21 protein-coding genes are annotated in these 23877 nt (G+C 76.1%); 6 read left to right on the forward strand and 15 right to left on the reverse strand.

Features of this window, described 5'->3' with window-relative positions:
* Window positions 1-157 precede the first annotated feature (157 nt).
* Entirely contained in the window at window positions 158-1378 is a 1221-nt protein-coding gene (locus tag ACRYR7_RS14655) for a L,D-transpeptidase (RefSeq protein WP_432572844.1), read from the reverse strand.
* Window positions 1379-1613: 235 nt separating this feature from the next.
* On the opposite strand from ACRYR7_RS14655, the gene ACRYR7_RS14660 reads away from it, so the two are divergent.
* Together ACRYR7_RS14660 and ACRYR7_RS14665 are read left to right on the forward strand one after the other, a co-directional pair.
* Entirely contained in the window at window positions 1614-2912 is a 1299-nt protein-coding gene (locus tag ACRYR7_RS14660) for an LbetaH domain-containing protein (protein WP_432572845.1), read from the forward strand.
* Window positions 2909-3532 carry a hypothetical protein gene (locus tag ACRYR7_RS14665; RefSeq protein ID WP_432572846.1) on the forward strand — a complete coding sequence of 208 codons (624 nt, stop codon included), beginning with the start codon at window positions 2909-2911 and terminating at the stop codon, window positions 3530-3532. The genes ACRYR7_RS14660 and ACRYR7_RS14665 overlap by 4 nt, the downstream gene beginning before the upstream one ends.
* A 70-nt stretch (window positions 3533-3602) precedes the next feature.
* On the opposite strand, the gene ACRYR7_RS14670 is transcribed toward ACRYR7_RS14665, so the two are convergent.
* The 6 genes from ACRYR7_RS14670 to ACRYR7_RS14695 all read right to left on the reverse strand — a co-directional run bounded on the left by ACRYR7_RS14670 (window position 3603) and on the right by ACRYR7_RS14695 (window position 9521).
* Window positions 3603-4004, reverse strand: coding sequence for a cytochrome c oxidase subunit 4 (locus ACRYR7_RS14670; protein WP_432572847.1), 402 nt, complete (start codon window positions 4002-4004; stop codon window positions 3603-3605).
* 3 nt (window positions 4005-4007) lie between these two features.
* The gene (ctaD, locus tag ACRYR7_RS14675; RefSeq protein ID WP_432572848.1) at window positions 4008-5780 is read right to left on the reverse strand and encodes an aa3-type cytochrome oxidase subunit I; all 1773 of its coding nucleotides are present in this window, start codon (window positions 5778-5780) and stop codon (window positions 4008-4010) included.
* Window positions 5780-6724 carry an aa3-type cytochrome oxidase subunit II gene (gene ctaC, locus ACRYR7_RS14680; RefSeq protein WP_432572849.1) on the reverse strand — a complete coding sequence of 315 codons (945 nt, stop codon included), beginning with the start codon at window positions 6722-6724 and terminating at the stop codon, window positions 5780-5782. Before ctaC ends, ctaD begins: the two co-directional genes overlap by 1 nt.
* Window positions 6725-6816: 92 nt before the next feature.
* Window positions 6817-7566: a leucyl/phenylalanyl-tRNA--protein transferase gene (gene aat, locus ACRYR7_RS14685; protein ID WP_432572850.1), complete on the reverse strand. Its 750-nt coding sequence runs from the start codon at window positions 7564-7566 to the stop codon at window positions 6817-6819.
* 53 nt (window positions 7567-7619) lie between these two features.
* Window positions 7620-7982 carry a HesB/IscA family protein gene (locus ACRYR7_RS14690; protein WP_166609950.1) on the reverse strand — a complete coding sequence of 121 codons (363 nt, stop codon included), beginning with the start codon at window positions 7980-7982 and terminating at the stop codon, window positions 7620-7622.
* 84 nt (window positions 7983-8066) lie between these two features.
* Window positions 8067-9521: a dipeptidase gene (locus tag ACRYR7_RS14695; RefSeq protein ID WP_432572851.1), complete on the reverse strand. Its 1455-nt coding sequence runs from the start codon at window positions 9519-9521 to the stop codon at window positions 8067-8069.
* Between the two features lie 70 nt (window positions 9522-9591).
* On the opposite strand from ACRYR7_RS14695, the gene ACRYR7_RS14700 reads away from it, so the two are divergent.
* Complete coding sequence (locus ACRYR7_RS14700; protein ID WP_432572852.1) at window positions 9592-10185, forward strand: DUF3043 domain-containing protein; 594 nt, start codon at window positions 9592-9594, stop codon at window positions 10183-10185.
* 95 nt (window positions 10186-10280) lie between these two features.
* Complete coding sequence (locus ACRYR7_RS14705) at window positions 10281-11291, forward strand: aldo/keto reductase family protein (RefSeq protein ID WP_432572853.1); 1011 nt, start codon at window positions 10281-10283, stop codon at window positions 11289-11291.
* 50 nt (window positions 11292-11341) lie between these two features.
* On the opposite strand, the gene ACRYR7_RS14710 is transcribed toward ACRYR7_RS14705, so the two are convergent.
* From ACRYR7_RS14710 to ACRYR7_RS14745, 8 genes are all read right to left on the reverse strand, one after another.
* Complete coding sequence (locus ACRYR7_RS14710) at window positions 11342-11542, reverse strand: hypothetical protein (RefSeq protein ID WP_432572862.1); 201 nt, start codon at window positions 11540-11542, stop codon at window positions 11342-11344.
* A gap of 54 nt (window positions 11543-11596) precedes the next feature.
* Window positions 11597-13201, reverse strand: coding sequence for an MFS transporter (locus ACRYR7_RS14715; RefSeq protein WP_432572854.1), 1605 nt, complete (start codon window positions 13199-13201; stop codon window positions 11597-11599).
* A 106-nt stretch (window positions 13202-13307) separates the two neighbouring features.
* A complete protein-coding gene (locus ACRYR7_RS14720; protein WP_432572863.1) occupies window positions 13308-14420 on the reverse strand; it encodes a quinone-dependent dihydroorotate dehydrogenase in 1113 nt (370 codons plus the stop codon).
* Window positions 14421-14547: 127 nt separating this feature from the next.
* On the reverse strand, window positions 14548-15870 hold the full coding sequence (locus tag ACRYR7_RS14725; RefSeq protein WP_432572855.1) for an MFS transporter: 1323 nt from the start codon (window positions 15868-15870) through the stop codon (window positions 14548-14550).
* 236 nt (window positions 15871-16106) lie between these two features.
* Window positions 16107-17171: a Gfo/Idh/MocA family protein gene (locus ACRYR7_RS14730; RefSeq protein WP_432572856.1), complete on the reverse strand. Its 1065-nt coding sequence runs from the start codon at window positions 17169-17171 to the stop codon at window positions 16107-16109.
* Window positions 17168-17623 carry a DUF779 domain-containing protein gene (locus ACRYR7_RS14735; protein ID WP_432572857.1) on the reverse strand — a complete coding sequence of 152 codons (456 nt, stop codon included), beginning with the start codon at window positions 17621-17623 and terminating at the stop codon, window positions 17168-17170. The genes ACRYR7_RS14730 and ACRYR7_RS14735 overlap by 4 nt, the downstream gene beginning before the upstream one ends.
* Window positions 17623-19146 (reverse strand): aldehyde dehydrogenase, encoded by a 1524-nt coding sequence (gene adh, locus ACRYR7_RS14740; RefSeq protein ID WP_432572858.1) that lies wholly within the window; start codon window positions 19144-19146, stop codon window positions 17623-17625. Before adh ends, ACRYR7_RS14735 begins: the two co-directional genes overlap by 1 nt.
* 111 nt (window positions 19147-19257) lie before the next feature.
* Window positions 19258-20532 carry a GAF domain-containing protein gene (locus tag ACRYR7_RS14745; protein WP_432572859.1) on the reverse strand — a complete coding sequence of 425 codons (1275 nt, stop codon included), beginning with the start codon at window positions 20530-20532 and terminating at the stop codon, window positions 19258-19260.
* 188 nt (window positions 20533-20720) lie between these two features.
* Here ACRYR7_RS14745 and ACRYR7_RS14750 point away from each other — a divergent pair, with 188 nt between their 5' ends.
* The gene (locus ACRYR7_RS14750) at window positions 20721-21971 is read left to right on the forward strand and encodes a nicotinate-nucleotide--dimethylbenzimidazole phosphoribosyltransferase (protein ID WP_432572860.1); all 1251 of its coding nucleotides are present in this window, start codon (window positions 20721-20723) and stop codon (window positions 21969-21971) included.
* A gap of 9 nt (window positions 21972-21980) precedes the next feature.
* Window positions 21981-23480 carry a leucyl aminopeptidase gene (locus tag ACRYR7_RS14755; RefSeq protein ID WP_432572861.1) on the forward strand — a complete coding sequence of 500 codons (1500 nt, stop codon included), beginning with the start codon at window positions 21981-21983 and terminating at the stop codon, window positions 23478-23480.
* The last annotated feature ends 397 nt before the right edge of the window (window positions 23481-23877 follow it).

Here is a 23877-nt window from a genome sequence, read left to right on the forward strand (position 1 = left end):
GGCCCCGGGCGCTCGCCCGGGGCCTTCGTCGTGCTGTCGCGGCACCGCCGCCGCCGGGGGCCGGAGCGCCCGCGCTGACGGCGGTGCTCGGGCCAACGGCGGTGGACGCGCGCGAGCCCGGCGGGGTCTCCCCCACCGGGCTCGTCGAGGCCGCCGCTCAGCTGAGGGCCGAGCCCGCGGTCCACTCCTCCCAGCCGGTGTTCCAGGCGGTGAAGCCGTTGCCGTCCTCCAGGCCGCGCTCGCTGCCCACGTACTGCACGACGTCGCCGACCTTGGAGTGCTCGAACACCCAGCGCGCGTCCTCGGTGCTCATGCCCGTGCAGCCGTGGCTGACGTTGGCGCGGCCCTGCGAGGCCACCGACCAGGGAGCCGCGTGCAGGAACTCACCGGAGTTCGTCAGGCGCATCGCGTACTTCACGGCGACGTTGTAGTAGTCGGGGTCGTCCTTGCTGACGCCGGTGGTCTCGGCGTCCATCTGCCGGGACTCCTCCAGGCTCATGACGACCTTGGTGCCGCTGCGGGTGACGTAGCGCCCGCCGCTGCCGGACTGCCCGAGGGTGACGGGGATGGTGCGCAGCACCTCGCCGTCCCGGGTGACGGTGAGGGTGTGCGCGGCGATGTCCACGGTGCTCACCATCGCGCTGCCCACGGTGAAGTCGATGTCGCGGGTGGTGCCCCACACGCCGGGCGAGACCTCGACGTCGCCGAGGTCGACGTCGAGGTGGACGTCCGTCCGGGCCGGCCAGTACTCCCGCGGGCGGAACTCGACCTTCGTGTCCGACCGCCAGCTCCAGGAGCCCTCCACGGGCGCGGGGCTGGTCGTGACGCGCAGGTTCTCCTCGACGGCGGCGCGACGGTCGTCGGCGACGGGCTCGTCGAGGGTGACGATGACGGGCATGCCCACGCCCACGGTGGCGCCGTCGAGCGGCGAGACGGCCGGGAAGGCCGTCGCCACGGGCGTGAGGGTGGTCAGGGCGCTGTCGTGGACCACATGCGCGCCCGCGCCGTCGGTGGCGACGGCGTGCACGGCGTAGCGGGTGCCGGCGGTCAGCGGGCCGCTGCTGGTCCAGGTGCCGCTGGCGGGGTCGACGGCGCCGGGCAGGGCGCTGCCGTCGGCAGCGGTGACGGTGACCTCGTCGAGGCGGCCGCCGCTGACGGCCACGGCGACGGGTGCGTCGAGGCGGACGTCGGTGCTGGCGTCGCCGGGGGTCACGGTGAACGCGACGGGCGTCGCGGAGGCGGTGGCGGCCGGGCGGCCGCCCGCGGCCCCGCCCTCCGCGGTGCCGCCCGGCCCGCAGGCCGTCACCAGCACGGCGGTCGTGGCCAGCAGGAGTGCTGCGGACGCCCGGGCGCGGGCGCGGTGGTGCGACGTGCTCACTGGTGCTTCCCCCCAGGGCCGTGCGAGCGGCCCGATCGTCTCCCCCGCCGCCCATGCTCTCACCGGACGGCTCCACAGGAGTGACGTCGCGGGCACCCGGCGCGTTGCACCGGCGCCGACGTGACCTGCGACACAGCAGAACCGCCACCGCGCGCGACGGACTGCTACACATGAAGCACACAGAGTCGTGGGATCGGGTGCTCCGGCTCCCGACGGGACGGAGGAGGGCGTGACGGTGAGACGGCACGGACGGCCCCGGGTGCACGGGGCGATCGGCGGGGCCGCGGTGGTGCTCTGCCTGACGACGACCGCGCTGACGGTCCCGGCCCGCGCGGCGGAGCCCGCGCCGGAGCCGGCGAGCACGGCGGTCGGCGCGTCCTTCGTGGACCCGACGGCGCAGCTGCGCTCGGCGCGCTCGGTGGCGCTGGGCGAGCAGGTGTACGTGGGGCCCTTCGCCCAGCTGCTCGCCGCCGGGCGCGTGGGCATCGAGATCGGGGCGGAGTCCAACGTGCAGGACTCCGTGCGCGTGGAGGCCCTGGTCCCCCGCTGGCCGGCCGAGGACCGGTCCCTGGCCGCGGCGGGCCTGAGGACCTTCGACGGCGTGGAGGTCGGTGAGCGGGTGATCCTGGCGCACGGCTCGGCGGTGCGCGGGCCGGCGCGCATCGGCGCCGGCGAGGCCGACCCGGCCGACTCCGGGGTCTTCATCAGCTTCGGCGCCCTCGTCGACGGGGCGGTGCTCGAGCGCGACACCGGCCTGTCCGCGCTGAGCCGCGTCGGGCCCGGGGTGGTGCTGCGCAGCGGAACCATGGTCCTGCCCGGCAAGGACGTGCGCACCCAGGCCGAGGCGGACGACCCCGCCCTGGGCAAGGTCCGCCCGCTCGTGGAGGCCGACCGCCTCTTCAACAGCGCCGTGGTGGAGGTCAACACGGGGCTGGCGCGCGAGTACTCCCGCCTGGCGGCCGAGGACCCCAGCACGGTGCGCGGCATCAACGTCGACCCGGGAGGCAACGTGTTCGACGTCTCGCGCGACGCCCCCACCGTGGAGTCCGCCCTGTGCACCGGCCCGGAGGTGCGCGACCCCGCGTTCCGCAACCGCGTCATCGGCGACGTCTGCTTCGAGGACGACCTGGCGACGCTGTCGGCCCGGATGGGCTCGCGCATCTCCCTGCGCGCCGACGAGGGCGGGCCCTTCGCGGTGGGCACGGTGCGCTCCATGGGCAACCGGACGATCTTCCACGCGCTGGAGGGTTCGGACCTCTCGGTCGGCAACCGCGTCACCTACGGCGAGCGCGTCATCGTGCACGGCGGCGGGCGCCCGGCGGTCGACCCCACCACGGGCGTCAGCGCACCGACGACCATCGGCAACGACGTGGTGCTGGGCGACGAGTCGGTGGTGTTCCGCTCGCTGCTGCGCAACGGGTCCGTGGTGGGTGAGCGCAGCGCCGTGGTCGGCAGCGAGCTGGAGGTGGGCCAGGTCGTGCCGGACCGCACCGTCTACGCCAACGACGAGGTCTTCGGGGCGGTCGAGTGGTGAGGTGGCCCGCCACGGCCACGGCCGCGCTGCTGGGCACGGTGCTGCTCGGGGGGTGCACCCAGGCGCGCTCGGTGCCGCCCGTGCCGCCGCCCCCGCCCCCCGCTCCCCCGGTGGCGCCCGCCGACCTGCGGGTGGCGACGGTGGACAGCCGCCGGGAGGGCGCGGGCCCGACCGGGGCTCCCGTGGTGACGTGGAGCGTGGACTGGCAGCTCAGCTGGGCACCGGTGGCGGGGGCCTCGTCCTACGCGGTGCGCTACGCCAGCGCCGAGGGCGTCCCGCGGGGCTCGAGCCCCGACGAGACCACCACGGCGACGACGGTGCGGGTCACCGCGGCCGCGGGCAGCTCGGCTCCCGAGCGGTACGGCACGGAGCGCGCGGCGGGGCTGCTCTTCACGTCCTCGCAGCTGCTGGTGTCGGTGGCGGCCGTGGCGCGGGACGGCACGAGCGGGCCGGCCACGGGGTGGATCCCCGTGGGCGACGTCCCCGCGGACGGCCGCCCGCTGACCACCACGCCGCACGACCACGGCCCCGGCCGGCAGGACGGGCACGGGGACGAGGCGCACGGGCACGAGGAGCACGAGCAGGGCCACGCCGGGGAGGAGCAGCGGGGCGGGAGCTGATCCCGCCCCGGACGCGAGGAGGCCCCGCACCCACCCGGGTGCGGGGCCTCCTGCGTGCGGAGCGCTGGGCTCAGTGGGCGTGCTCACCCACGTAGTGCTCGAACACCCAGCCGACGATCATCGGGATGGTGAACGCCATGCCGATGATCCACAGCCACCAGCCGACCGCCGCACCGGCGAAGACGATCGCGCCGGCGGCGGCCAGGTAGAGCGGCCACCAGCTGAACGGGGGGAAGAAGCCCTGCTCCCCCGCGCCCTCGGTGATGTCGGCGCGCAGGTCGTCCTCGGGACGCGAGTCGATCCGTCGGGCCGTGATGAACAGGTACGTCCCCACGAGGGACGCCAGACCGCCGGTGAGCAGCAGGGCGATGAAGCCGACCCACTCGTCCCACTGCGTGAGCAGGCCGTACACGAAGGCCACGGGCAGGAAGAAGAGGATCCCGCCGGAGAACAGCCAGGTCTCGGACTTCATCGGTCAGCGCTTCCCCAGGTCTTCCTCGCGGTGGGACAGGTCGGCCTCGCCGAAGGCGTGGTCCAGGATGTTCTTGCTGCGCGCGTCCGTCGGCGTGTCGCGGCCGATCGCCTCGGGGTGGTGCAGGTCGAACGCCGGGCGCTCGGAGCGCACCCGCGGCAGCGAGGTGAAGTTGTGCCGCGGCGGCGGGCACGAGGTCGCCCACTCCAGCGACATCCCGTAGCCCCACGGGTCGTCCACGGTGACCTTCTCGCCGTAGCGGGCGGTGCGGTACACGTTCCACAGGAACGGCAGGAACGAGGCGCCCAGGACGAACGAGCCGATCGTGGAGATCTCGTTCATGGTCTGGAAGCCCTCACCGGGCAGGTAGTCCGCGTAGCGGCGCGGCATGCCGGCCGCCCCCAGCCAGTGCTGGATGAGGAAGGTGGCGTGGAAGCCGATGAAGAGCATCCAGAAGTGCAGCTTGCCCCAGCCCTCGTGGAGCATCTTGCCCGTCAGCTTCGGCCACCAGAAGTAGAAGCCGGCGAACATCGCGAAGACGACGGTGCCGAAGACGACGTAGTGGAAGTGCGCCACGACGAAGTAGGAGTCCGAGAGCTGGAAGTCCAGCGGCGGCGAGGACAGGATCACGCCGGTCAGACCGCCGAAGAGGAAGGTCACCAGGAAGCCGACGCTCCACAGCAGCGGGGTGTCGAAGGTCAGCGACCCGCGCCACATCGTGCCGATCCAGTTGAAGAACTTCACGCCCGTGGGCACGGCGATCAGCATGGTCATGAAGGCGAAGAAGGGCAGCAGCACCTTGCCGGTGACGTACATGTGGTGCGCCCACACGGTCACCGAGAGGCCGGCGATGGAGATCGTCGCGAAGACCAGGCCCTTGTAGCCGAAGACCGGCTTGCGGCTGAAGACCGGGAAGATCTCGGTCACGATGCCGAAGAACGGCAGCGCGATGATGTAGACCTCCGGGTGCCCGAAGAACCAGAACAGGTGCTGCCACAGGATCGGGCCGCCGTTGGCGGCCTCGAAGACGTGGGCGCCCATGATGCGGTCGGCGGCCAGGGCCAGCAGCGCGGCGGCCAGGACCGGGAACGCCATGAGGATCAGCACGCTGGTGATCAGGGTGTTCCAGGTGAAGATCGGCATCCGGAACATCGTCATGCCGGGCATGCGCATGCAGATGATCGTGGTGATGAAGTTGACCGCGCCGAGGATGGTGCCGAAGCCGGAGAAGGCCAGGCCCAGCACCCACAGGTTGCCGCCCAGGCCCGGTGAGTGGATGACGTCCGACAGGGGCGCGTAGGCGAACCACCCGAAGGCCGCGGCGCCGCCGGGGACCAGGAAGCCGGCGGCGGCGATGAGGCCGCCGAAGAGGAAGAGCCAGTACGAGAGCATGTTCAGCCGCGGGAACGCCACGTCGGGCGCACCGATCTGCAGCGGCATGATCGCGTTGGCGAAGGCGGAGAAGAGCGGCGTCGCGAAGAGCAGCAGCATGATCGTGCCGTGCATCGTGAACGCCTGGTTGTACTCGTTCTTCGTGTTGAAGACCTGCATGCCCGGCGCGAAGAGCTCGGCGCGGATGAGCAGGGCGAGCACGCCGCCGATGAGGAACCAGAGGAAGGCGGTGATGAAGTAGAGGTTGCCGATCACCTTGTGGTCGGTGCTGGACAGCCAGCCCGAGATGACCGAGCCGTGCCGGCGGGGCACGACGGCCCCGAGCGGCTGGCGCGTGGTGACCCGGGTCGCCAGACCCGGTGCGTTGAAGCTCTCGCTGGCCATCAGCTGTTGTTCCCATCGCTGGACTCGTCGCCGGCGGGGTCCGCACCGCCACCGAGCTCGTTCTCGCGCTCACCGGCGAGACCGGTCGGCATGCCGCCGGTCTGCCCGCGGGCCTCGAGGTCGCGGACGTGCTGCTCGTACTCCGCCTGGGACACCACGCGGACGTTGAAGAGCATCTCCGAGTGGTAGTCGCCGCAGAGCTCGGCGCACTTGCCCTTGTACAGGCCCTCCTTGGTGGGGGTGACCTGGAAGCGGTTCGGGCTGCCGGGGATCATGTCCTGCTTGAACAGGAAGGCGGGGATCCAGAAGGAGTGGATCACGTCGCGCGCGTACAGGTTGAACTGCACGTTCTGGTCCACCGGGACGTAGAGCGTGGGCAGCTGCTCCTCCACGCCGGGCTCACCGGTGAGGTCGGCCTGGCGACCAGCCTCGTAGGCGATCGGCTGGCCCGACTGGTCCAGGTAGTTGAAGTCCCAGCCCCACTTCTTGCCCACGACGTCGATGGTGACGTCGGGGGTGCCCGTGGTGTTCAGGATCGCCTCCTGGTCACGGGCCGTGTAGTAGAAGAGGACCCCGACCATCATCACGGGGACGATGGTGTAGAGGATCTCGATCGGCATGTTGTAGCGCGTCTGCGGCGGCAGCTCGGGGTCGCCCTTGCGGCGGCGGTAGGCCACCACGACCCACACCGTCAGACCCCAGACGAGCAGGCCCACGGCCAGCGCGGCGATCCACGAGCCGTCCCACAGCTCGGAGATGCGCTCGGTCTGGTTGGTGGCGCCGATGCTGGCGTCCGGCAGGAAGAAGTTGCTCGCGCTCGCGTCCGGCCAGTCGGCGGCGGAGCAGCCCGTCAGCAGCAACGCCGTCGCCCCGGCGAGGACGCCGGCGCCCAGCGCCTTGGGGGGACGGCGACGACGCGTCGCGTCCGAGTCTCGCGTGCCCAACGTCGGCCTTCCCACGGTTCGTGCAGAGACGGGGACGTCCCGTGCCCGCGGCGTGAGGGTCGTGGGCAGGAGCGTCCCTACGGGTGATGAGACTACCCCCCGTCGTAGCTGTCGGACGGGTCGGGGCGCGCCGCGAACACCGCGGGCACGGGCCGGGCCAGCGCGGCCCTCAGCAGGCGGTGGTAGCGGGGCCGGTCCACCTCCTCCACGCCGAGGGTGGCCAGGTGCTCCGTGCGCCACTGCACGTCGACCAGCCGGCCCGGCGCGCCGTCGGCCGCCAGGAGGTCCGCCAGCGCCACCACGGCCGCCTTGGAGGCGTCGCGCACGCGGTGGAACTTGGACTCCGCGGCGAACAGCCCGCCCAGGGAGACGCCGTACAGCCCGCCCGCCAGCTCCCCGCCGGCCCACACCTCCACCGAGTGCGCCCACCCCAGCCGGTGCAGCCGGCCGTAGGCGGCGGCGACCTCGGCGGTGATCCACGCCCCGGGCCGGGAGGGGTCCGCGCACCCGGCGACGACCTCGTCGAAGGCGGTGTCCACGCGCACCTCGAAGCCGCGCAGCGCCCGGCGCAGCGAGCGGGAGACGTGCACGCGCTCGGGCAGGAGCACCCCGCGCGGGTCGGGCGACCACCAGCCGACCGGCCCGCTGCCGCCACCGCCCAGCCCCATGGGGAAGAGCCCGCGCGCGTAGGCGGCCAGCAGCGTCTCCGGGGCCAGGTCCCCGCCCGCGGCCACGAGGTCCTCCCCCGGCCGCGGCGCCAGGCGCTCGAAGGCGAAGCGGGCCCGGCCCGGGTGCCGGCGCGGGCGGCCGGCGGGCGCGGCGGGCAGCGGGGCCGCCCACACGCGAGCGGCCCCCGCGCCGGGGGGCGCGGGGGCCGTCGGGGTGTCCGGACCCGTCAGGAGAACGAGTCGCCGCAGGCGCAGCTGCTGCCCGCGTTCGGGTTGTCGATCGTGAAGCCCTGCTTCTCGATCGTGTCGGCGAAGTCGATGGTCGCGCCGTCCAGGTACGGGGCGCTCATCTTGTCGACGACGACGCCCACGCCGTCGAAGTCGCGCACAGCGTCCCCGTCCAGCTCGCGCTCGTCGAAGTACAGCTGGTAGATCAGGCCCGAGCAGCCGCCGGGCTGCACGGCGATGCGCAGCCGCAGGTCGTCGCGGCCCTCCTGCTCCAGCAGGGTGCGGACCTTGGTGGCGGCGACGTCGGTGAGCTCCACGCCGTGGGCGCGGGTCTGCTCTTCTGCGGCGGTCGTCGTGGTCATGAGGCGGGTCTCCGGTTCCACTCGTCGACTGGGGACGCTGTCCGGGCCAACCGCGGGTGCGGCGCGGTTGTTCCCGGCACCAGGTTACGGCCGCGCCGGCGCGCCCGTGCCCGTCACGGCGGCCGGGACGCCGGCCAGGCCGTCCAGCAGCAGCACCTCGCCCAGGCAGGCGCGCTCGAAGTCGGCCAGGTGCAGCGACTCGTCCGGGCCGTGGGCGCGCGAGTCGGGGTCCTCCACGCCGGTGACGAGGATCGAGGCGCCGGGGTGCTCGGCGACCAGGTCGGCGATGAAGGGGATGGAGCCGCCCATGCCCATCTCCACGACCGGGGCGCCGTAGGCCTCCTCGAAGGCGGCGCGGGCCACCTCGTGCGCCGGGGAGGTGGTGTCGGCGGAGAAGGAGCTGCCCGCCTCGCCCTCGGCGACCTCCACGCGCGCGCCGAAGGGGGCGTGCGCGAGCAGGTGCCGGCGCAGCGCGGTCATCGCCTCGCGCGGGTCCTGGCCCGGGGCCAGGCGCAGGCTGAGCTTGGCGCGCGCCGAGGGCACCAGGGTGTTGCTGGCGGTGTCCACGGGGGTGGCGTCGACCCCGATGACCGACAGGGCCGGCTTGGTCCACAGCCGGTCCGCCACGGAGCCGGTGCCGGCCAGGCGCACGCCCTCCAGGACGCCGGCGTCGGCGCGGTACTGCGCCTCGGTGAGGTCCACCGCGCCGGCGGAGCCGGCGTGCAGGCCCTTGACGGCCACGTCGCCGGCCTCGTCGTGCAGGGTGGCCACCAGGCGCGACAGGCAGGTCAGCGCGTCGAGCACGGGACCGCCGTTGACGCCGGAGTGCACCGGGTGGCTGAGCACGGAGACGGTGACGACGCAGTCCACCAGGCCGCGCAGCGTGGTGGTGATCGCCGGCACGCCCACGCGCCAGTTGCCGGAGTCGGCCACGACGATGACGTCGGCGGCCAGGTCGGCGCGGTGCTCGGCCAGGAAGGCGCCGAAGGCCGGGGAGCCGATCTCCTCCTCGCCCTCGACGAAGACGGTCACGCCCACGCCGTCGTCCGGGCCCCACAGCGGCAGCAGGGTGCGCAGCGCGTTGACGTGGACCACGACGCCGGCCTTGTCGTCGGCGGTGCCGCGCCCGAAGAGGCGCCCGTCGCGCTCGGCGGGCTCGAAGGCGGGGCTGCTCCACTGCTCCGGCGCCCCCGGCGGCTGCACGTCGTGGTGGGCGTACAGCAGCACCGTGGGCCGCCCGGCCGGCGCGGGGCGGCGGGCGACGACCGCCGGGGCGCTGCGCAGCGCGACGCCGTCGACGACGGCCTCGGCGGTGCGCACCTCCACCTGCGGCAGGCCCGCATCGCGCAGCAGCCGGGCCACGGCGTCGGCGCTGGCGGCGACGTGCGCCTGGTCGAAGGCGGGCGCGGAGACGCTGGGGATGCGCACCAGCGCCTCGAGGTCGGCGCGGGCGGCGGCGGCACCGGCGGTGCAGGCGGCGCGCAGCGCGTCGGTGCGCGCGGGGCCGGACTCGGGCAGGGGCGTGGTGTCCTGGCTCACGCCCGGCGACGCTACCCCGCGCGGTGCGCGAGCCGCCGGGGCGGGCCCGCCGGTGCCGTACCCTGGCGGCGTGTTCGGACGCTCGAAGGAGAAGCAGGCCCCCGAGGCGCCGGCCGCCCCGGTCGTCGAGCTGACGAAGCCCGGCGGCAAGGGCCGTCCCACCCCCCGGCGCAGCGAGGCGCAGGCCCGCAACGCCCGCCCCCTGGTGCCCGCCGACCGCAAGGCCGCCGCGAAGGCCGCCCGCGAGGCGCAGCGCCAGGAGCGCGTGAAGGTGCAGCAGGCGCTGGTCACCGGTGACGAGCGCTACCTGCCGGCGCGCGACCGCGGCCCGCAGCGCCGCTTCGTGCGCGACGTCGTGGACGCCCGGCGCAACGTGGGCGAGTACTTCCTCATCATCGCCGGCGCCTCGCTGCTGCTGTCGATGGTGGCCCAGCCGGTCGGCTCGGCCGCGCTGCTGCTGGGCACGACCGTGCTCATCTACGGGATGCTCGCGCTCGTCGTCGTGGACAGCGTGCTGCTGGGCCGGCGCGTCAAGCGCGCCCTGGCCGCCCGCTTCGACGAGCCCGAGCGCGGCCTGGTCTCCTACGGCGTCACCCGCGCCCTGCAGATCCGCCGGATGCGCCGCCCGGTGCCCATGGTCGAGCGGGGCGCCGCGCCCCGCTGAGGCCGGCACCCCGCCGCCCCCCGCACCCCGCCGCGGCGCGCCGGGTCCGCCCGGACGCCGGGCGCCGGGGCGCCCGAGGCCCTACCGTCGCGGCCATGGAGTTCCGACACCTCGGTCGCAGCGGTCTGAAGATCTCGGAGATCACGTACGGCAACTGGCTCACGCACGGCTCGCAGGTCGAGAACGACGCCGCGATCGCCTGCGTGCGCGCCGCCCTGGAGGCGGGCATCACGACGTTCGACACCGCCGACGTCTACGCGAACACGGCCGCCGAGACGGTCCTGGGGCAGGCGCTGAGGGGCGAGCGCCGCGAGAGCCTCGAGATCATGACGAAGGTCTACTTCCCCACCGGCCCCAAGGGCCCCAACGACTCCGGCCTGTCGCGCAAGCACATCGCCGAGTCCATCGAGGGCTCGCTGCGGCGCCTGGGCACCGACCACGTCGACGTCTACCAGGCGCACCGCTACGACACGGAGACGCCGCTGGAGGAGACGATGCAGGCGTTCGCCGACGTCGTGCGCTCCGGCAAGGCCCTGTACGTCGGCGTCAGCGAGTGGACGGCCGAGCAGATCCGCGCCGGGCACGCCCTGGCGCGCCAGCTGGGCTTCCAGCTGGTGTCCAACCAGCCGCAGTACTCGGCGCTGTGGCGCGTCATCGAGGGCGAGGTCGTGCCCACCAGCCGCGAGCTGGGCGTCTCGCAGGTGGTGTGGTCCCCCATCGCCCAGGGCGTGCTGACCGGCAAGTACCGCCCCGGCGCCGAGCCGCCGGCGGGCAGCCGCGCCACGGACGAGAAGGGCGGCCGGCAGATGATCAGCCGCTGGATGCGCGACGAGGTGCTGGAGCGGGTGCAGAAGCTGCGCGGCGTGGCCGCCGAGCTGGACCTGTCCATGTCGCAGCTGGCGGTGGCGTGGGTGCTGCAGAACGACAACGTGGCCACCGCGATCATCGGCGCCTCGCGCCCCGAGCAGGTCACGGAGAACGTCAAGGCGGCCGGCGTGGTGATCCCGCCGGAGCTGATGGCCCGCGTCGACGAGGTGCTCGGCGACGTCGTCGAGCGCGACCCGGCGATGACGGCGCGCAACGCCCCGGCCGGCCGGCCGTCCTGACGCACCGGTCCTGACGACCGCACGACGGCCCGCCCGGCCCGCGCCCCCGCTCAGTCGGCGGGGCGCAGGCTGAGCGGGCCGTACACGCGCGCGCCGTCGGCGAACAGGTGGGCGGACTCCGCGCCGCGCTCGCGCAGGGCCCGCCAGCTCTCCCCGATCCACACCTCGGCGTCCGACTGCGTCGGGAACACCTCGCCGCCACCCTCCAGGGGGCGCCCCTCGGCGTCCTCGAGGGTCCAGGTCCACTGCATCGGCCTCACCCGCGCGACGCTAACCCACCGGCGCGCGCCCCGCCCGCCCCGCCGTCAGCCGCGGTGGCGCGGGGCGCGCACGTGCTCGCCGCCGTGCCGGCCCCCCGGCTCCCCCGCCCGGCCCGGGTGCTCGGGCGCGCCGTCCGCCGAGCGGCGCCGGCGCAGGTCGAGCAGGGCCAGGACCAGGGCGGCCACGACGAGCCCGAGCGAGACGCGCAGCCCGCCCGAGAGGGCCTCGCCGAAGGCGGTCTGCACCTGCTCGGGCACCTCGCCGCCGGCCCCGGCGGGCCGCTGCCCGCTCAGGCCGCTGCTGGCCAGCACCGAGTAGAAGACGGCCGTGACCGCGGCCACGCCCATCGCCGAGCCGATGCGCTGACCGGTCTGCAGCGCTCCCCCGGCCACGCCGGAGGTGCTGCGCGGGACGTCGGCGAGGGTGAGGGTCTGGTTGGGCGAGATGACCAGGCCGCTGCCGACGCCGGTGACGCCCAGGCACGCGGCCAGGGCGACGGCGCCGGCGGTGCCCTGCACCACGGCGGTGACGACGTCGGCGGCGGTCAGCCCGACGGCGGCGACGAGCAGGCCCACGACGACGACGGCGCGCCCGCGCCCGGCGACCTGCCGGCCGCCGACCTGGGCCAGCACGGCGGAGGCCAGGGCGAAGGGCGTCTGCACCAGCCCGGCCTGCAGGGGGGAGAAGCCGAGCCCGGACTGCAGGTAGAGCGTCACGACGAGGAAGATGCCGGTGAAGCCGGCGAAGTAGGTCATGCCGATGAGCGCGCCCGTGGTGAACGACGGGGTGCGCACCAGGCTCACGGCGATGACGGGGTTGCGGTCCAGGCGGTCCTGGTGCCGCTCCCACAGGGCGAACGCCACCAGCAGCACCAGGCCGGGGGCGAGCAGCCACCAGCGCGCGGAGGAGGCGCTGGTGAGCACGAACGGCAGCATGAGCAGCAGCACGGCGGCGGCCAGGAGCAGCAGGCCGGGCACGTCGAAGCCGGGGCGGCGGCCCTGCGAGCGCCGCTGAGCGGGCAGCCAGCGCCAGGCCAGCGGCAGCAGGACCGCGCCGATGGGCACGTTGATGAGGAACACCCCGCGCCAGCCGTGCTCCTCGCCGAAGACCTGCAGGATCACCCCGCCCAGCAGCGGGCCGATCGCGGTGGACAGGCCCACGGTGGTGCCGAAGGCGGCGAAGGCGCGGCCGCGCTCGGCGCCGGTGAACAGCTGCTGGATGAAGGCGAGCACCTGCGGGTTGACCAGCCCGGCGGTCACGCCCTGCAGCAGGCGCACGAGCGCCAGCGCGGTGGCCGACTGCACCAGGCCGGCGGCGGCGCTGGTGAGGACGAACCCGGCCAGGCCGACCGCGAAGACCGTGCGCCGGGAGTACAGGTCGCCGAAGCGGCCGGCGGGCACGAGCACCAGGCCGAAGGCGAGGGCGTAGCCGGCGACGATCCACTGCACCTGGGAGGGGCCGGCGCCGAGCGAGTCCTCGATGGAGGGCAGCGCGACGTTGACGATGGAGACGTCCAGCAGGGTCATGAACCCCACGACCAGGCAGACGCCCAGGGCGCGCCAGCGGGTGGGGTCGGGGTCGGTCGCGCCGCGGCCGGAGGGGCCGGGCCCGTCCGCGCCACCGGGACGGCGCGGGGCGACGTCGGTCATGGGGCTCCTCGCCTGACGGGGGTGCGAGCGGGTCCGCTCGCTGCACTGCCCCGACCGTCGCGGCTCGCGGGCCCGCCCACAACTCGAGGCGGGCGGGCCCGGCCGCTCAGGCGCGCCGGGGGGCGCTGCGGTCGCCCTCGCGGCGCGAGCGGGAGGCGGCCAGGTCGCTGAGCACGCGGCGGGCCCAGCCGGGGCCCTCGTAGATGAACGCGGTGTACGCCTGCACCAGGGAGGCGCCGGACTCCAGGCGCTCGCGCACGTCGTCGGCGGTCTCCACGCCGCCGACGCTGACGAGGGTGAGCCGGTCGCCGGCGCGGGCGGCCAGCTGCCGCAGCACCTGCACCGAGCGCTCGCGCAGCGGGGCGCCGGAGAGCCCGCCGCCGCCGGCGGCGCCCACCACGTCCGGGTGCGAGCGCAGCCCCTCGCGGCGGATCGTGGTGTTGGTGGCCACCACGCCGTCCAGGCCCAGCTCCAGGGCCAGGTCGGCCACGGCGTCGACGTCCCCGTCCTCGAGGTCGGGAGCGATCTTCACCAGCAGCGGCACGTGCCGGTGGGCGGCGGCGTCCCCGGCGGTGCGCACGGCGTCCAGGACGGGACGCAGCTTGTCCACCGCCTGCAGGTTGCGCAGCCCGGGGGTGTTCGGGGAGCTGACGTTGACGACGAGGTAGTCGGCGTAGGGGGCCAGCAGCCGGGCGGAGACGGCGTAGTCGGCCGCGGCGTCCTCCTCGGCGACGACCTTGCTCTTGCCGATGTTGACGCCCACGGCGACGGGGTGGCGCGGGGGCACCGCGCGCAGCTGGCGCAGCCGGCGCGCGACGGCCTCGGCGCCGGAGTTGTTGAAGCCCATGCGGTTGACGACGGCGCGGTCGTCGACGAGGCGGTGCAGGCGGGGCTTGGGGTTGCCCGGCTGGGGCAGGGCGGTGACGGTGCCGACCTCGACGAAGGAGAAGCCGAAGTGGGCCAGGGCCTCCACGCCGGCGCCGTCCTTGTCGAAGCCGGCGGCCAGGCCGAGCGGGCCGGGCAGGTCCATGCCCAGCACGCGGGTGCGCAGGCGGGGGTCGTGCTCGACGAACGCGCGGCGCAGCAGCGGCACCGCCGGGGGGACCCCGGCCGCGGTGCGCATCGCGCTGAAGGCCCAGTGGTGGGCCACCTCGGGGTCGATCCTCGTCAGGAGCGTCCGGTACAGCGCCCGGTACGCGGCTCCCGAGCCGACAGCCACCACGGTCCCCCTCGTCTGCCGCGCCCCGGCGGTCGTCGTGGCGGGGCCACCGCAGGGTAACGCGGGCCGGCCCGGTCCCCGTGCGGGGACCGGGCCGGCGGGTGCGGTCGCGTGCGGGCGGGTGCGCTCAGCCGTCGATCGTGGCGGTGCGGGTCTCGCGCAGCGCCAGCAGCGAGAGCAGGCTGACGACGGCGGCCGCGGCGAGGTAGTAGCCCACCCAGCTGACGCCGTGCGCCGCCTGCAGCTTCACGGCGGTGTAGGGGGCCAGCGAGGCGCCCAGGATGCTGCCGGAGTTGAACGCCAGCGAGGCGCCGGTGTAGCGCACGTTGGTGGGGAACAGCTCGGGCAGGTAGGCGCCGATGGGCCCGAAGACCAGGCCCATGAAGAACAGGCCCGCGCACAGCCACAGCATGACCAGCGCCGTGCTGCCGGAGTCCAGCATCGGGCCGGTGAGCAGGCCCACGACGCCGCCGCCGGCCATGGCGGTGGCGAGCACGGGGCGCCGGCCGTAGCGGTCGGCGAGCACCCCGGACAGCGGGGTGGCCAGCGCCATGAAGACGACGGCGCCGCACAGCATGAGCAGGAAGGTGTGGCGCGAGTAGCCCAGGCCCTTGGTGCCGTAGCTCAGCGACCAGGTGGTCGTCAGGTAGAAGAGCACGTAGGTCAGCACCACGGACAGGGCGCCGAGCACGACGGTCCTCCAGCTGCCGCGGAAGACCTCCGCGACGGGGACCCTGGTGGTGCGGTCCTCGGCCAGCGCCTTGGCGAACACCGGGGTCTCGGTCAGGCTCAGGCGCACGTACAGGCCCAGGCCGACGAGCACGGCGCTCAGCAGGAACGGCACGCGCCAGCCCCAGGAGGCGAAGGCCTCCTCGCTCATGCCGAAGGACAGGGCGATGAAGAGGGTGTTGGCGATGATGAAGCCGAAGGGCGCGCCGAGCTGGGGCAGCATGCCGTAGAGGGCGCGGCGGTTCGCCGGGGCGTTCTCGGTGGCCAGCAGCGCGGCCCCGCCCCACTCCCCGCCCAGGCCGAAGCCCTGCCCGAAGCGCAGCAGGCACAGCAGCGCGGTGGCGAGGTTGCCGGCCACGGCGTGGGTGGGCAGCACGCCGATGAGGGTGGTGGACACCCCCATGACGAGCAGCGCGGCCACGAGCGTGGTCTTGCGCCCGATGCGGTCGCCGAAGTGGCCGAAGACGATCGAGCCGATGGGGCGGGCGACGAAGGCGATGGCGAAGGAGGCCAGCGAGCCGAGCAGCGAGGCCGTCGGGTTGTCGGACGGGAAGAACAGCTCGGGGAAGACGATCGCCGCGGCCGTGGCGTAGACGTAGAAGTCGTAGAACTCGATCGTCGTGCCGATGAGGCTGGCGGCGGCGACGCGGCGCACGGGGTTCGCCGCGACGGGCGCGGCACCCGGCCGGGGGATCGTGGGGTTCAGGTCGGACGGACCCATGGGGCACCTTCGGGGACGGCGGGACGGCTCGTGGTCACGCCACCGGCAGGGGTCCACCTGCGTCCGGCGCGGGGCCCCCGGGGGCGCGCGCGGGGTCGCCGGCGGTGCTCCAGGGGCAGCCCGAGGGTGCCCGAGCGGACGGCGGGCATCCACTCCGCGAGACCGTCGTCCCACATCGTGAGACGAGAGCACCGCGCGGGAACCCGGCGGCGAGGGCGCGGGCGGGTCCGGCCGGCTCAGCCCACCTCGACGGTGCGCCCCTGCGCGACCGCCCGCAGGGCCGCGTCGACCACGGCCGTGGTGGCCACCGCGTCGCGCGGGTCGACGGGGACCGGGCCCAGCCCGCGCACCGCCCGCGCGAAGGCGGCGTAGAAGTCCGGCCAGCGGCCGTGCTCGCTGGGCACCCGGCGCAGCGCCCCGCCGCCCAGCGCCAGGCGCCCCCAGCGCGAGGGCGGCTCCGCGCCCCACGCCGCGCCCTCGGCGGCCGGGGTGCGCCCGGCCAGCAGGGCGGCCTCCTGCCCGTCCACGGCCTCCTCGAGCACGAAGGTGCCCGCCGTGCCGGTCACGCGGAAGCGCGGCGCGGGCAGCGCCTGGTGCCACGAGCCGGACAGCTCGCTGCGCACCCCGCCGGCGTGGGTGAGCTGCGCGCGCCAGTCGGTCTCGGCGCCCGCGCCGCCGCGCGCCTGCGCGGCCACCGCCTCCACCGGCCCGAACAGGTGCAGCGCCTGGTCCACCAGGTGGGCGCCGAAGTCGCGCAGCAGACCCCCGCCGGCGGCCGGCGGGTCCCCGGCCGTCCAGCGCTCGAAGGCGGACTCGAAGCGCACCACCCGCCCCAGCTCGCCGTCGGCGAGCACCCGGCGCAGCGTGAGCAGGTCCGAGTCCCAGCGGCGGTTCTGGTAGGGGCTCAGCGGGACCCCCAGCTCGGCGGCCAGCTCCACGGTGCGCCGCGCCGCCGCGGCGTCCAGCGCGAACGGCTTGTCGCACACGGTCGCCAGCCCCAGGCGCAGGGCGCGCTCGGTGAGCGCGGTGTGCGTGTCGGCGGGCGTGGAGACCGCCACCGCCTCCACGCCCAGGTCGGCCGCCTCCTCCAGCGAGGCGACCGCGCGCACCCCGTGCTCGGCGCGCGCCAGCGCGGCGCGCCCGGCGTCGCGCGTGACCACCGCCACCAGCTCGCAGCCGGGCGCGCCGGCGAGGACGGGGGCGTGGAAGTACCGCCCGCCGCCGCCGTAGCCGACCAGCGCGAAGCGCACCGGCGGCCCGGCGGGGGCGGGCGGGGTCTGCTCGGGGCTGTCCGCGGTCACCCGCGGGACGCTACCGGGGGCGGGCCGGCGGCGGGCGGCACCTCGCAGGAGCCGCCCGGGGCGCCAGGGACGCCCGGGGCACCCGCGCCGGCCAGGTGCGAGCGCACCAGGAAGCGCACCCCGTCCGGGGCCTCCAGGGAGAACCCGGCGCCGCGGCCGGGCACCAGGTCGATCGTCAGGCGGGTGTGCGCCCAGCGGGCGTGCTGCTCGCGGGACATCCACACCGGCACGCGGAAGCCCTCCTGCTCCCCCTCGGCCTCGACGACCACGTCGCCGAGGTGCACGTCGGCGTCGGAGGTCAGGAAGTCCCCGGCGGCGAAGCACATCGGCGCGCTGCCGTCGCAGCAGCCGCCGGACTGGTGGAACATCAGCTCCCCGTGGCGCGCCCGCAGGCGGCGCAGCTGCTGCGCCGCCCGCGGGGTCAGCCCCACCGCCCCGGCAGCGGGCTCCATCAGAAGAAGCCCAGCTTGCTCGTGGAGTAGCTCACCAGCAGGTTCTTCGTCTGCTGGTAGTGGTCGAGCATCATCGCGTGGTTCTCCCGGCCGATGCCGGAGCTCTTGTAGCCGCCGAACGCCGCGTGCGCGGGGTAGGCGTGGTAGTTGTTCGTCCACACCCGCCCGGCCTGGATGCCGCGGCCCATCCGGTACGCCAGGTGCACGTCGCGCGACCACACCCCGGCGCCGAGGCCGTAGAGGGTGTCGTTGGCGATCTTCAGGGCGTCGTCGGGGTCGTCGAAGCGGGTGACGGAGACGACGGGCCCGAAGATCTCCTCCTGGAAGATCCGCATCGAGTTGTCGCCCTCGAAGATCGTCGGCTCGACGTAGTAGCCGCCGGACAGCTCCCCGCCCAGGTCCGAGCGGTGCCCGCCGGTGACGAGCTTGGCGCCCTCCTGCTGCCCGATGTCGATGTAGGACAGGATCTTCTCGAGCTGGTCGTTGCTGGCCTGCGCGCCGATCATCGTGGCGGTGTCCAGCGGGTTGCCCTGCTTCACGGCCCGCGTGCGCTCGGTGGCGTCGGCGAGGAACTCGTCGTAGATCGTCGACTGGATGAGCGCGCGCGAGGGGCACGTGCACACCTCGCCCTGGTTCAGGGCGAACATCGTGAACCCCTCGAGGGCCTTGTCGTAGAAGTCGTCCCGCACCCGGGCGACGTCGTCGAAGAAGATGTTCGGGCTCTTGCCGCCCAGCTCCAGCGTCACCGGGATGAGGTTCTGGCTGGCGTACTGCATGATCAGCCGGCCGGTGGTCGTCTCCCCGGTGAAGGCGATCTTGCGGATGCGCGGGGAGCTGGCCAGCGGCTTGCCGGCCTCGGCGCCGAAGCCGTTGACGACGTTGACCACGCCCGGCGGCAGCAGGTCGCCGATGAGGTCCATCAGCAGCATGATCGACGCGGGCGTCTGCTCGGCGGGCTTGAGCACGACGGCGTTGCCGGCGGCCAGCGCCGGGGCCAGCTTCCACACCGCCATCAGCAGCGGGAAGTTCCACGGGATGATCTGCCCGACCACGCCGAGGGGCTCGTGGAAGTGGTAGGCGACGGTGTCGTCGTCGATCTGCGAGATGCCGCCCTCCTGGGCGCGCACCACCCCGGCGAAGTAGCGCAGGTGGTCCACCACCAGCGGCAGGTCCGCGGCCAGGCACTCGCGCACCGGCTTGCCGTTGTCCCACGTCTCGGCCACGGCCAGCTTCTCGAGGTTGGCCTCGACGCGGTCGGCGATGCGGTGGAGCACCAGCGCCCGCTCGGCGACGGAGGTGCGCCCCCACGCCGGCGCGGCGGCGTGCGCGGCGTCCAGCGCGCGCTCGACGTCGGCGGCGGTGCCGCGGGCGACCTCGGTGAACACCTGCCCGGTGACGGGCGTGGGGTTCTCGAAGTACTCCCCCGAGGCGGGCGGCACGTGCTCGCCGCCTATGTAGTGGTCGTAGCGCTCGGCGTACGAGACCACGCTGCCGGGGCGGCCGGGTGCTTCGTAGACGGTCATGCTGGACCTCCGCGGTCGGTCGCGGGCGACCACCTCGTCGCCCGGTCCCGCCACGCTAGGCCCGGGGGCGTTGCAGCCGCGTTGCACCCCCGCCGCAGCGCCCGCCGGCGCTCAGCGGGCGAGGCGGGCGGCGCGCCCGAGCACCTCCGCCCGCCCCGGGTCGCCCGGCGCCAGGCGGCGCAGCAGCTCCTGCGCGACGTGCGCGTCGTCGCGGCCGGCGCCGCGCGAGAAGCGCAGCAGCGCGTCGTCGTCCTCGCCCTCCAGCACGGCGGTGCGCAGGGCCACGAGCAGCTCCTGGCGCAGCTCGCGCACGCCCGGCGCGTCGGAGGCCGGCAGCAGCTCCCCCGCCCAGGCGTCGACGGCCTCGCCGGCGCGGCCGGCGCGCAGCGCCTCGCGCACCTCCAGCGCGTCGCAGCCCAGCTCGCCGGTGAGCCGGTACGGCGAGGGCGAGGGGCCCAGCCCCCCGGCGCCGGCCCCGGCCAGCACCGCGCGCAGCCGGTGCACCTCGGCGCGCACCGACACCGGCGCCAGGCCGCGCTCGTCGAGGGCGTCGGCCAGCGCCGCCGCGCTCCAGCCGCGGGCGGGGCCGGTCAGCAGCAGCAGGAGCAGCTCCGCGTGCCGCAGCGAGAGGCGGTGCTCGCGCCCGCCGGCGCGCAGGAGGGGCCCGCCGGCGCCGAGCAGGCGCAGCCGGGCGCGCTGCGGGACGCGGGCGGCGGGACCGGCCAGCCCGCGGCGCAGCGCGGCCACGCGCAGCTCGCCCTCCACCGCGCCCACCGCGGCGCTCACCAGCGCCAGCGCCCGCTCGCGGCCCAGCTCGTCGCCGCCGGTGAGGTCCAGCACGCCCAGCACCCGCCCGGTGGCGGGGTCGCGCACCGGCGCGGCCGAGCAGCTCCACCGGGTGGCGGCGGTGGCGTAGTGCTCCCCCGAGCGCACCCGCACCGGCCGGCCCAGCGCCAGGGCGGTGCCGGGGGCGTTGGTCCCGGCGGCCTCCTCGCTCCAGCGCGCGCCGGGCAGGAAGCTCATCGCCTCGGCGGCGCGGCGCAGGCCGGGGTCGCCCTCCACCCACAGCAGCGTGCCGTCCACGTCGCTGACCGCCACGAGCACCGGCACGCCCAGCGGCTCGGCGAGCAGCAGCCGGCGCGCGGTGTCCAGCACCGGCGCCAGGGGGTGCGCGGCGCGGCGCTCGCGCAGCTCGGCGCCCTGCAGGGCCAGCGGCGCCAGGACCCGGTCGGGGTCCAGGCCGGTGCGCCGGCTGCGCCACCAGGACGCCGAGACGACCTCGCGCGCCCCCGGCAGCGGGGTGCCCGCGCGCCCGCTCGCGCTCGACGCCAGCCAGTCCTCGCGCGCCGCGAGGAGCCCCCCGCGCGCCCGGAGCCCGCTCGCCACCCGTGCACCACCGCCCGTCCGCGCTCGCCGTCGACCGCCGGTGCCGACGCTAGGCGCGCGCCGGGGCGCGCGACAAGCGCCGCGCGCCCGACCGGGCGGTGCGCGCCGCGGCGCGCGCGGCGCGGGTGCGACCATCTCCCCGGTCCGCGCGCCGCCGGGCCCGCCCGCACCACCCCGAGGAGCTGAGGATGACCGACGGCCCGCGGCCGCTGAACCTGCGCGAGGTCGCCGAGGGGCTGCGCTCCCCGCACGCGCCCGTCGTGCCGGCGGGACCGGCCTCGCCGCTGCTGGCGCCCTCGCGCCTGCGCGAGCTGGCCACCTGGCTGGCCGGCGCGCGCGACGCCGACGTCGCCGGCCCGCTGGAGCGGGTGCGGCTGGTCGTGCTGGCCGGGGACCACGGCGTGGCCGCGCGGGGCGTGTCGCTGCTGGAGCCCGGCGCCACGGCGGCGGCGGTGCGGGCGCTGGTGGGGGGCACCCACCCGGCGGCGGCGCTGGCCGCCGCGGCGGGGGTGCCGCTGGCGGTGCACGCGCTGGGCGTGGCGGACCCGGGCGGGCAGCTGGCGGGCCTGCCGGCCGCGGTGACGGCCCGCGCGGTGCGCGCCGGCAGCGAGGACGTCTCCGTCCGGGACGCGATGAGCGCCGAGGAGACGGAGGCGGCCGTGCGGGCCGGCGCCGCCATCGCCGACGAGGCCGTCGACGAGGGCGTGCAGCTGCTGCTGCTGGGCGACGTGGGCGCGGGCGCCACAGCGGTCGCCGCGACCCTGGTGGCGGCGTGCCTGCGCAAGGGGGCCGTCGACGTCGTGGGCCGCGGCAGCGGGATCGGCGACGACGCGTGGATGCGCAAGACCGCCGCGGTGCGCGACGCGGTGCGCCGGGCGCGCACGGTGGCCACCCGCCCGGCGGTGCTGCTGCAGACGGCCGGCAGCCCGGACACCGCGGCGGCGGTGGGCTTCCTGCTGCGCGCGGCCGCCCGGCGCACCCCCGTGCTGCTGGACGGGGTGGTCGGCGCCGCCGCCGCCCTGGTCGCCAGCCGCGGGGTGCCGGGGGCCGAGAAGTGGTGGCTGGTGGGCGCCCGCACGGCCGAGCCGGCCCAGCACCTGGCGCTGGAGCGGCTGAAGCTGGTGCCGGTGCTGGACCTGGGCGCCGGCCGCGGCGCGGGCACGGGCGCGCTGGCGGCGCTGGGCGTGCTGCGGGCGGCGCAGGCGCTGGCCGCCGCCGACGCGGCGGCCCGGCCGGCACCGGAACCCGAGCCCGAGCCCGAGGGCGCACCGGAGGCGGAGGGCGCACCGGAGGCGGAGGGCGCACCGGGACCCGAGAGCGCGCCGGAGGCGCAGGGGGCGGCGGTCCCGGTCGGCCAGGACGCGCCCGCGGGCGACGCGGGGGCCGGCGGCGGTGCGCACGCGCACGGGGCCGCCGGGGACGCGCGCACCGCTGGGTAGGGTGACCGGGTGGTGCGCCTCGAGCTGAGCAGCAAGTCCGTCAAGAGCGTCTCCGCCGACGCCGTCGTGCTGGGGGCCGCGCGCTCCCCGGGGGCGCAGGGGGCGGTGCCGGTGCTGCTGGGCGCCGACGACCTGCCCCGCGCCACGCGCACGGCGCTGTCGCGGGCCCTGGCCGACCTCGGGGCCGACGGCGCGCCCGGCTCGGTGCACCTGCTGCCGCAGGTCGCCGGCGTGAGCGCCCCGGTCGTGGCGGTCGTGGGCCTGGGCGAGCAGCCGGCGGACCCGGAGGTGCTGCGCCGGGCCGCCGGCGCCGCCGTGCGCGCGCTGGCCGGCCGGCGCCGGGTGGCGCTGGCGCTGCCCGCCGAGGACGCGGCCGCCGCCGGCGCGCTCGCCGAGGGCGCGGCCCTGGGCGCCTACGCCTTCACCCGCTACAAGGCCGCCGGCCGCGCGCCGGTGGAGCAGGTGACGCTGCTGGTGGCCAAGCCGCGCGACCGGGCCGTGCGCGCCGGCCTGGAGCGCGCCCGCGTGCTGGGCGAGGCGGTCACCGTCGCGCGCGACCTGGTCAACACCGCCCCCGGCGACCTGGCCCCGGCCGACCTCGCCGACGCGGCGCTGGAGCTGGCCCGCGGCACCTCGCTGAGCGTGCGGGTGCTCACCGAGGCCGAGCTGGCCGACGGCGGCTACGGCGGCATCCTCGGCGTCGGGCAGGGTTCTTCGCGCCCGCCGCGCCTGGTGGTGGTCGAGCACGCGCCCAGGGGCGCCCGGGCGCACCTGGCGCTCGTGGGCAAGGGCATCACGTTCGACTCCGGCGGCCTCTCGCTCAAGCCCCCCGCGGGCATGGAGACGATGAAGAGCGACATGTCCGGCGCCGCGGCCGTGCTCGCGGCCGTCAAGGCGGTGGCCGACCTGGACCTGCCGGTGCGGGTGACGGGCTGGCTCGCGGTGGCCGAGAACATGCCCTCGGGCACGGCGATCCGCCCCTCGGACGTGCTGACGATGCACGGCGGCACGACCGTGGAGGTGCTCAACACCGACGCCGAGGGCCGCCTGGTCATGGCCGACGCGCTCGTGGCCGCCACCGCCGAGCAGCCCGACCGGGTCGTGGACGTGGCCACCCTCACCGGCGCGCAGGTGGTCGCGCTGGGCAACCGCGTGTCGGCCGTCATGGCCAACGACGACTCCTTCCGCGACGACGTGCTGGCCGCCGCCGCGCGCGCGGGCGAGCAGTTCTGGCCGATGCCGCTGCCCGAGGAGCTGCGCCCGAGCCTGGACTCGCAGGTGGCCGACCTGGCCAACATCGGCGACCGGGCCGGCGGGATGCTCGTGGCCGGGGTGTTCCTGCGCGAGTTCGTCGGCGAGCGCGCCGACGGCACCCCCGTGCCGTGGGCGCACCTGGACATCGCGGGCCCGGCGTTCCTGACCTCCGAGCCGTACGGCTACACCCACCGCGGGGGCACCGGCGTGGCGGTGCGCACCCTGGTCGCGCTGGCGGAGGACCTCGCCTCCTGAGGGCCGGTCCCCGGGCGCTCCCCGAGCCACTCCACGAGGTGCCCCATGGGGGTGCCTCGGGGTGCGCCCTGGGGTGCGCCCGGGCGCGACACCCCTCCCGCCGTGCACGGAGAGCTACTACCGCTATGCTCGCAGTGACGGTCCCTCGGGGGACGTGACCGTCCGCCCGAACCAGACCCATCCGCGCACCTCGCACCGACGGGGTCGATCCCCAGGAGGATCCATGCACGCCACGCACTCCGCCGCGCCCGCTGCGCGCTCCGGCCTGCGCCTGCTCGCCCGTCGCGGGGGGGGGGGGGGGGGGGGGGGGGGGGGGGGGGGGGGGGGGGGGGGGGGGGGGGGGGGGGGGGGGGGGGGGGGCGGGGGGGGGGGGGGGGGGGGGGGGGGGCGGGGGGGG

The organism is Kineococcus gurbantunggutensis, from assembly GCF_050871925.1.
In the GTDB taxonomy this organism is placed as follows: domain Bacteria; phylum Actinomycetota; class Actinomycetes; order Actinomycetales; family Kineococcaceae; genus Kineococcus.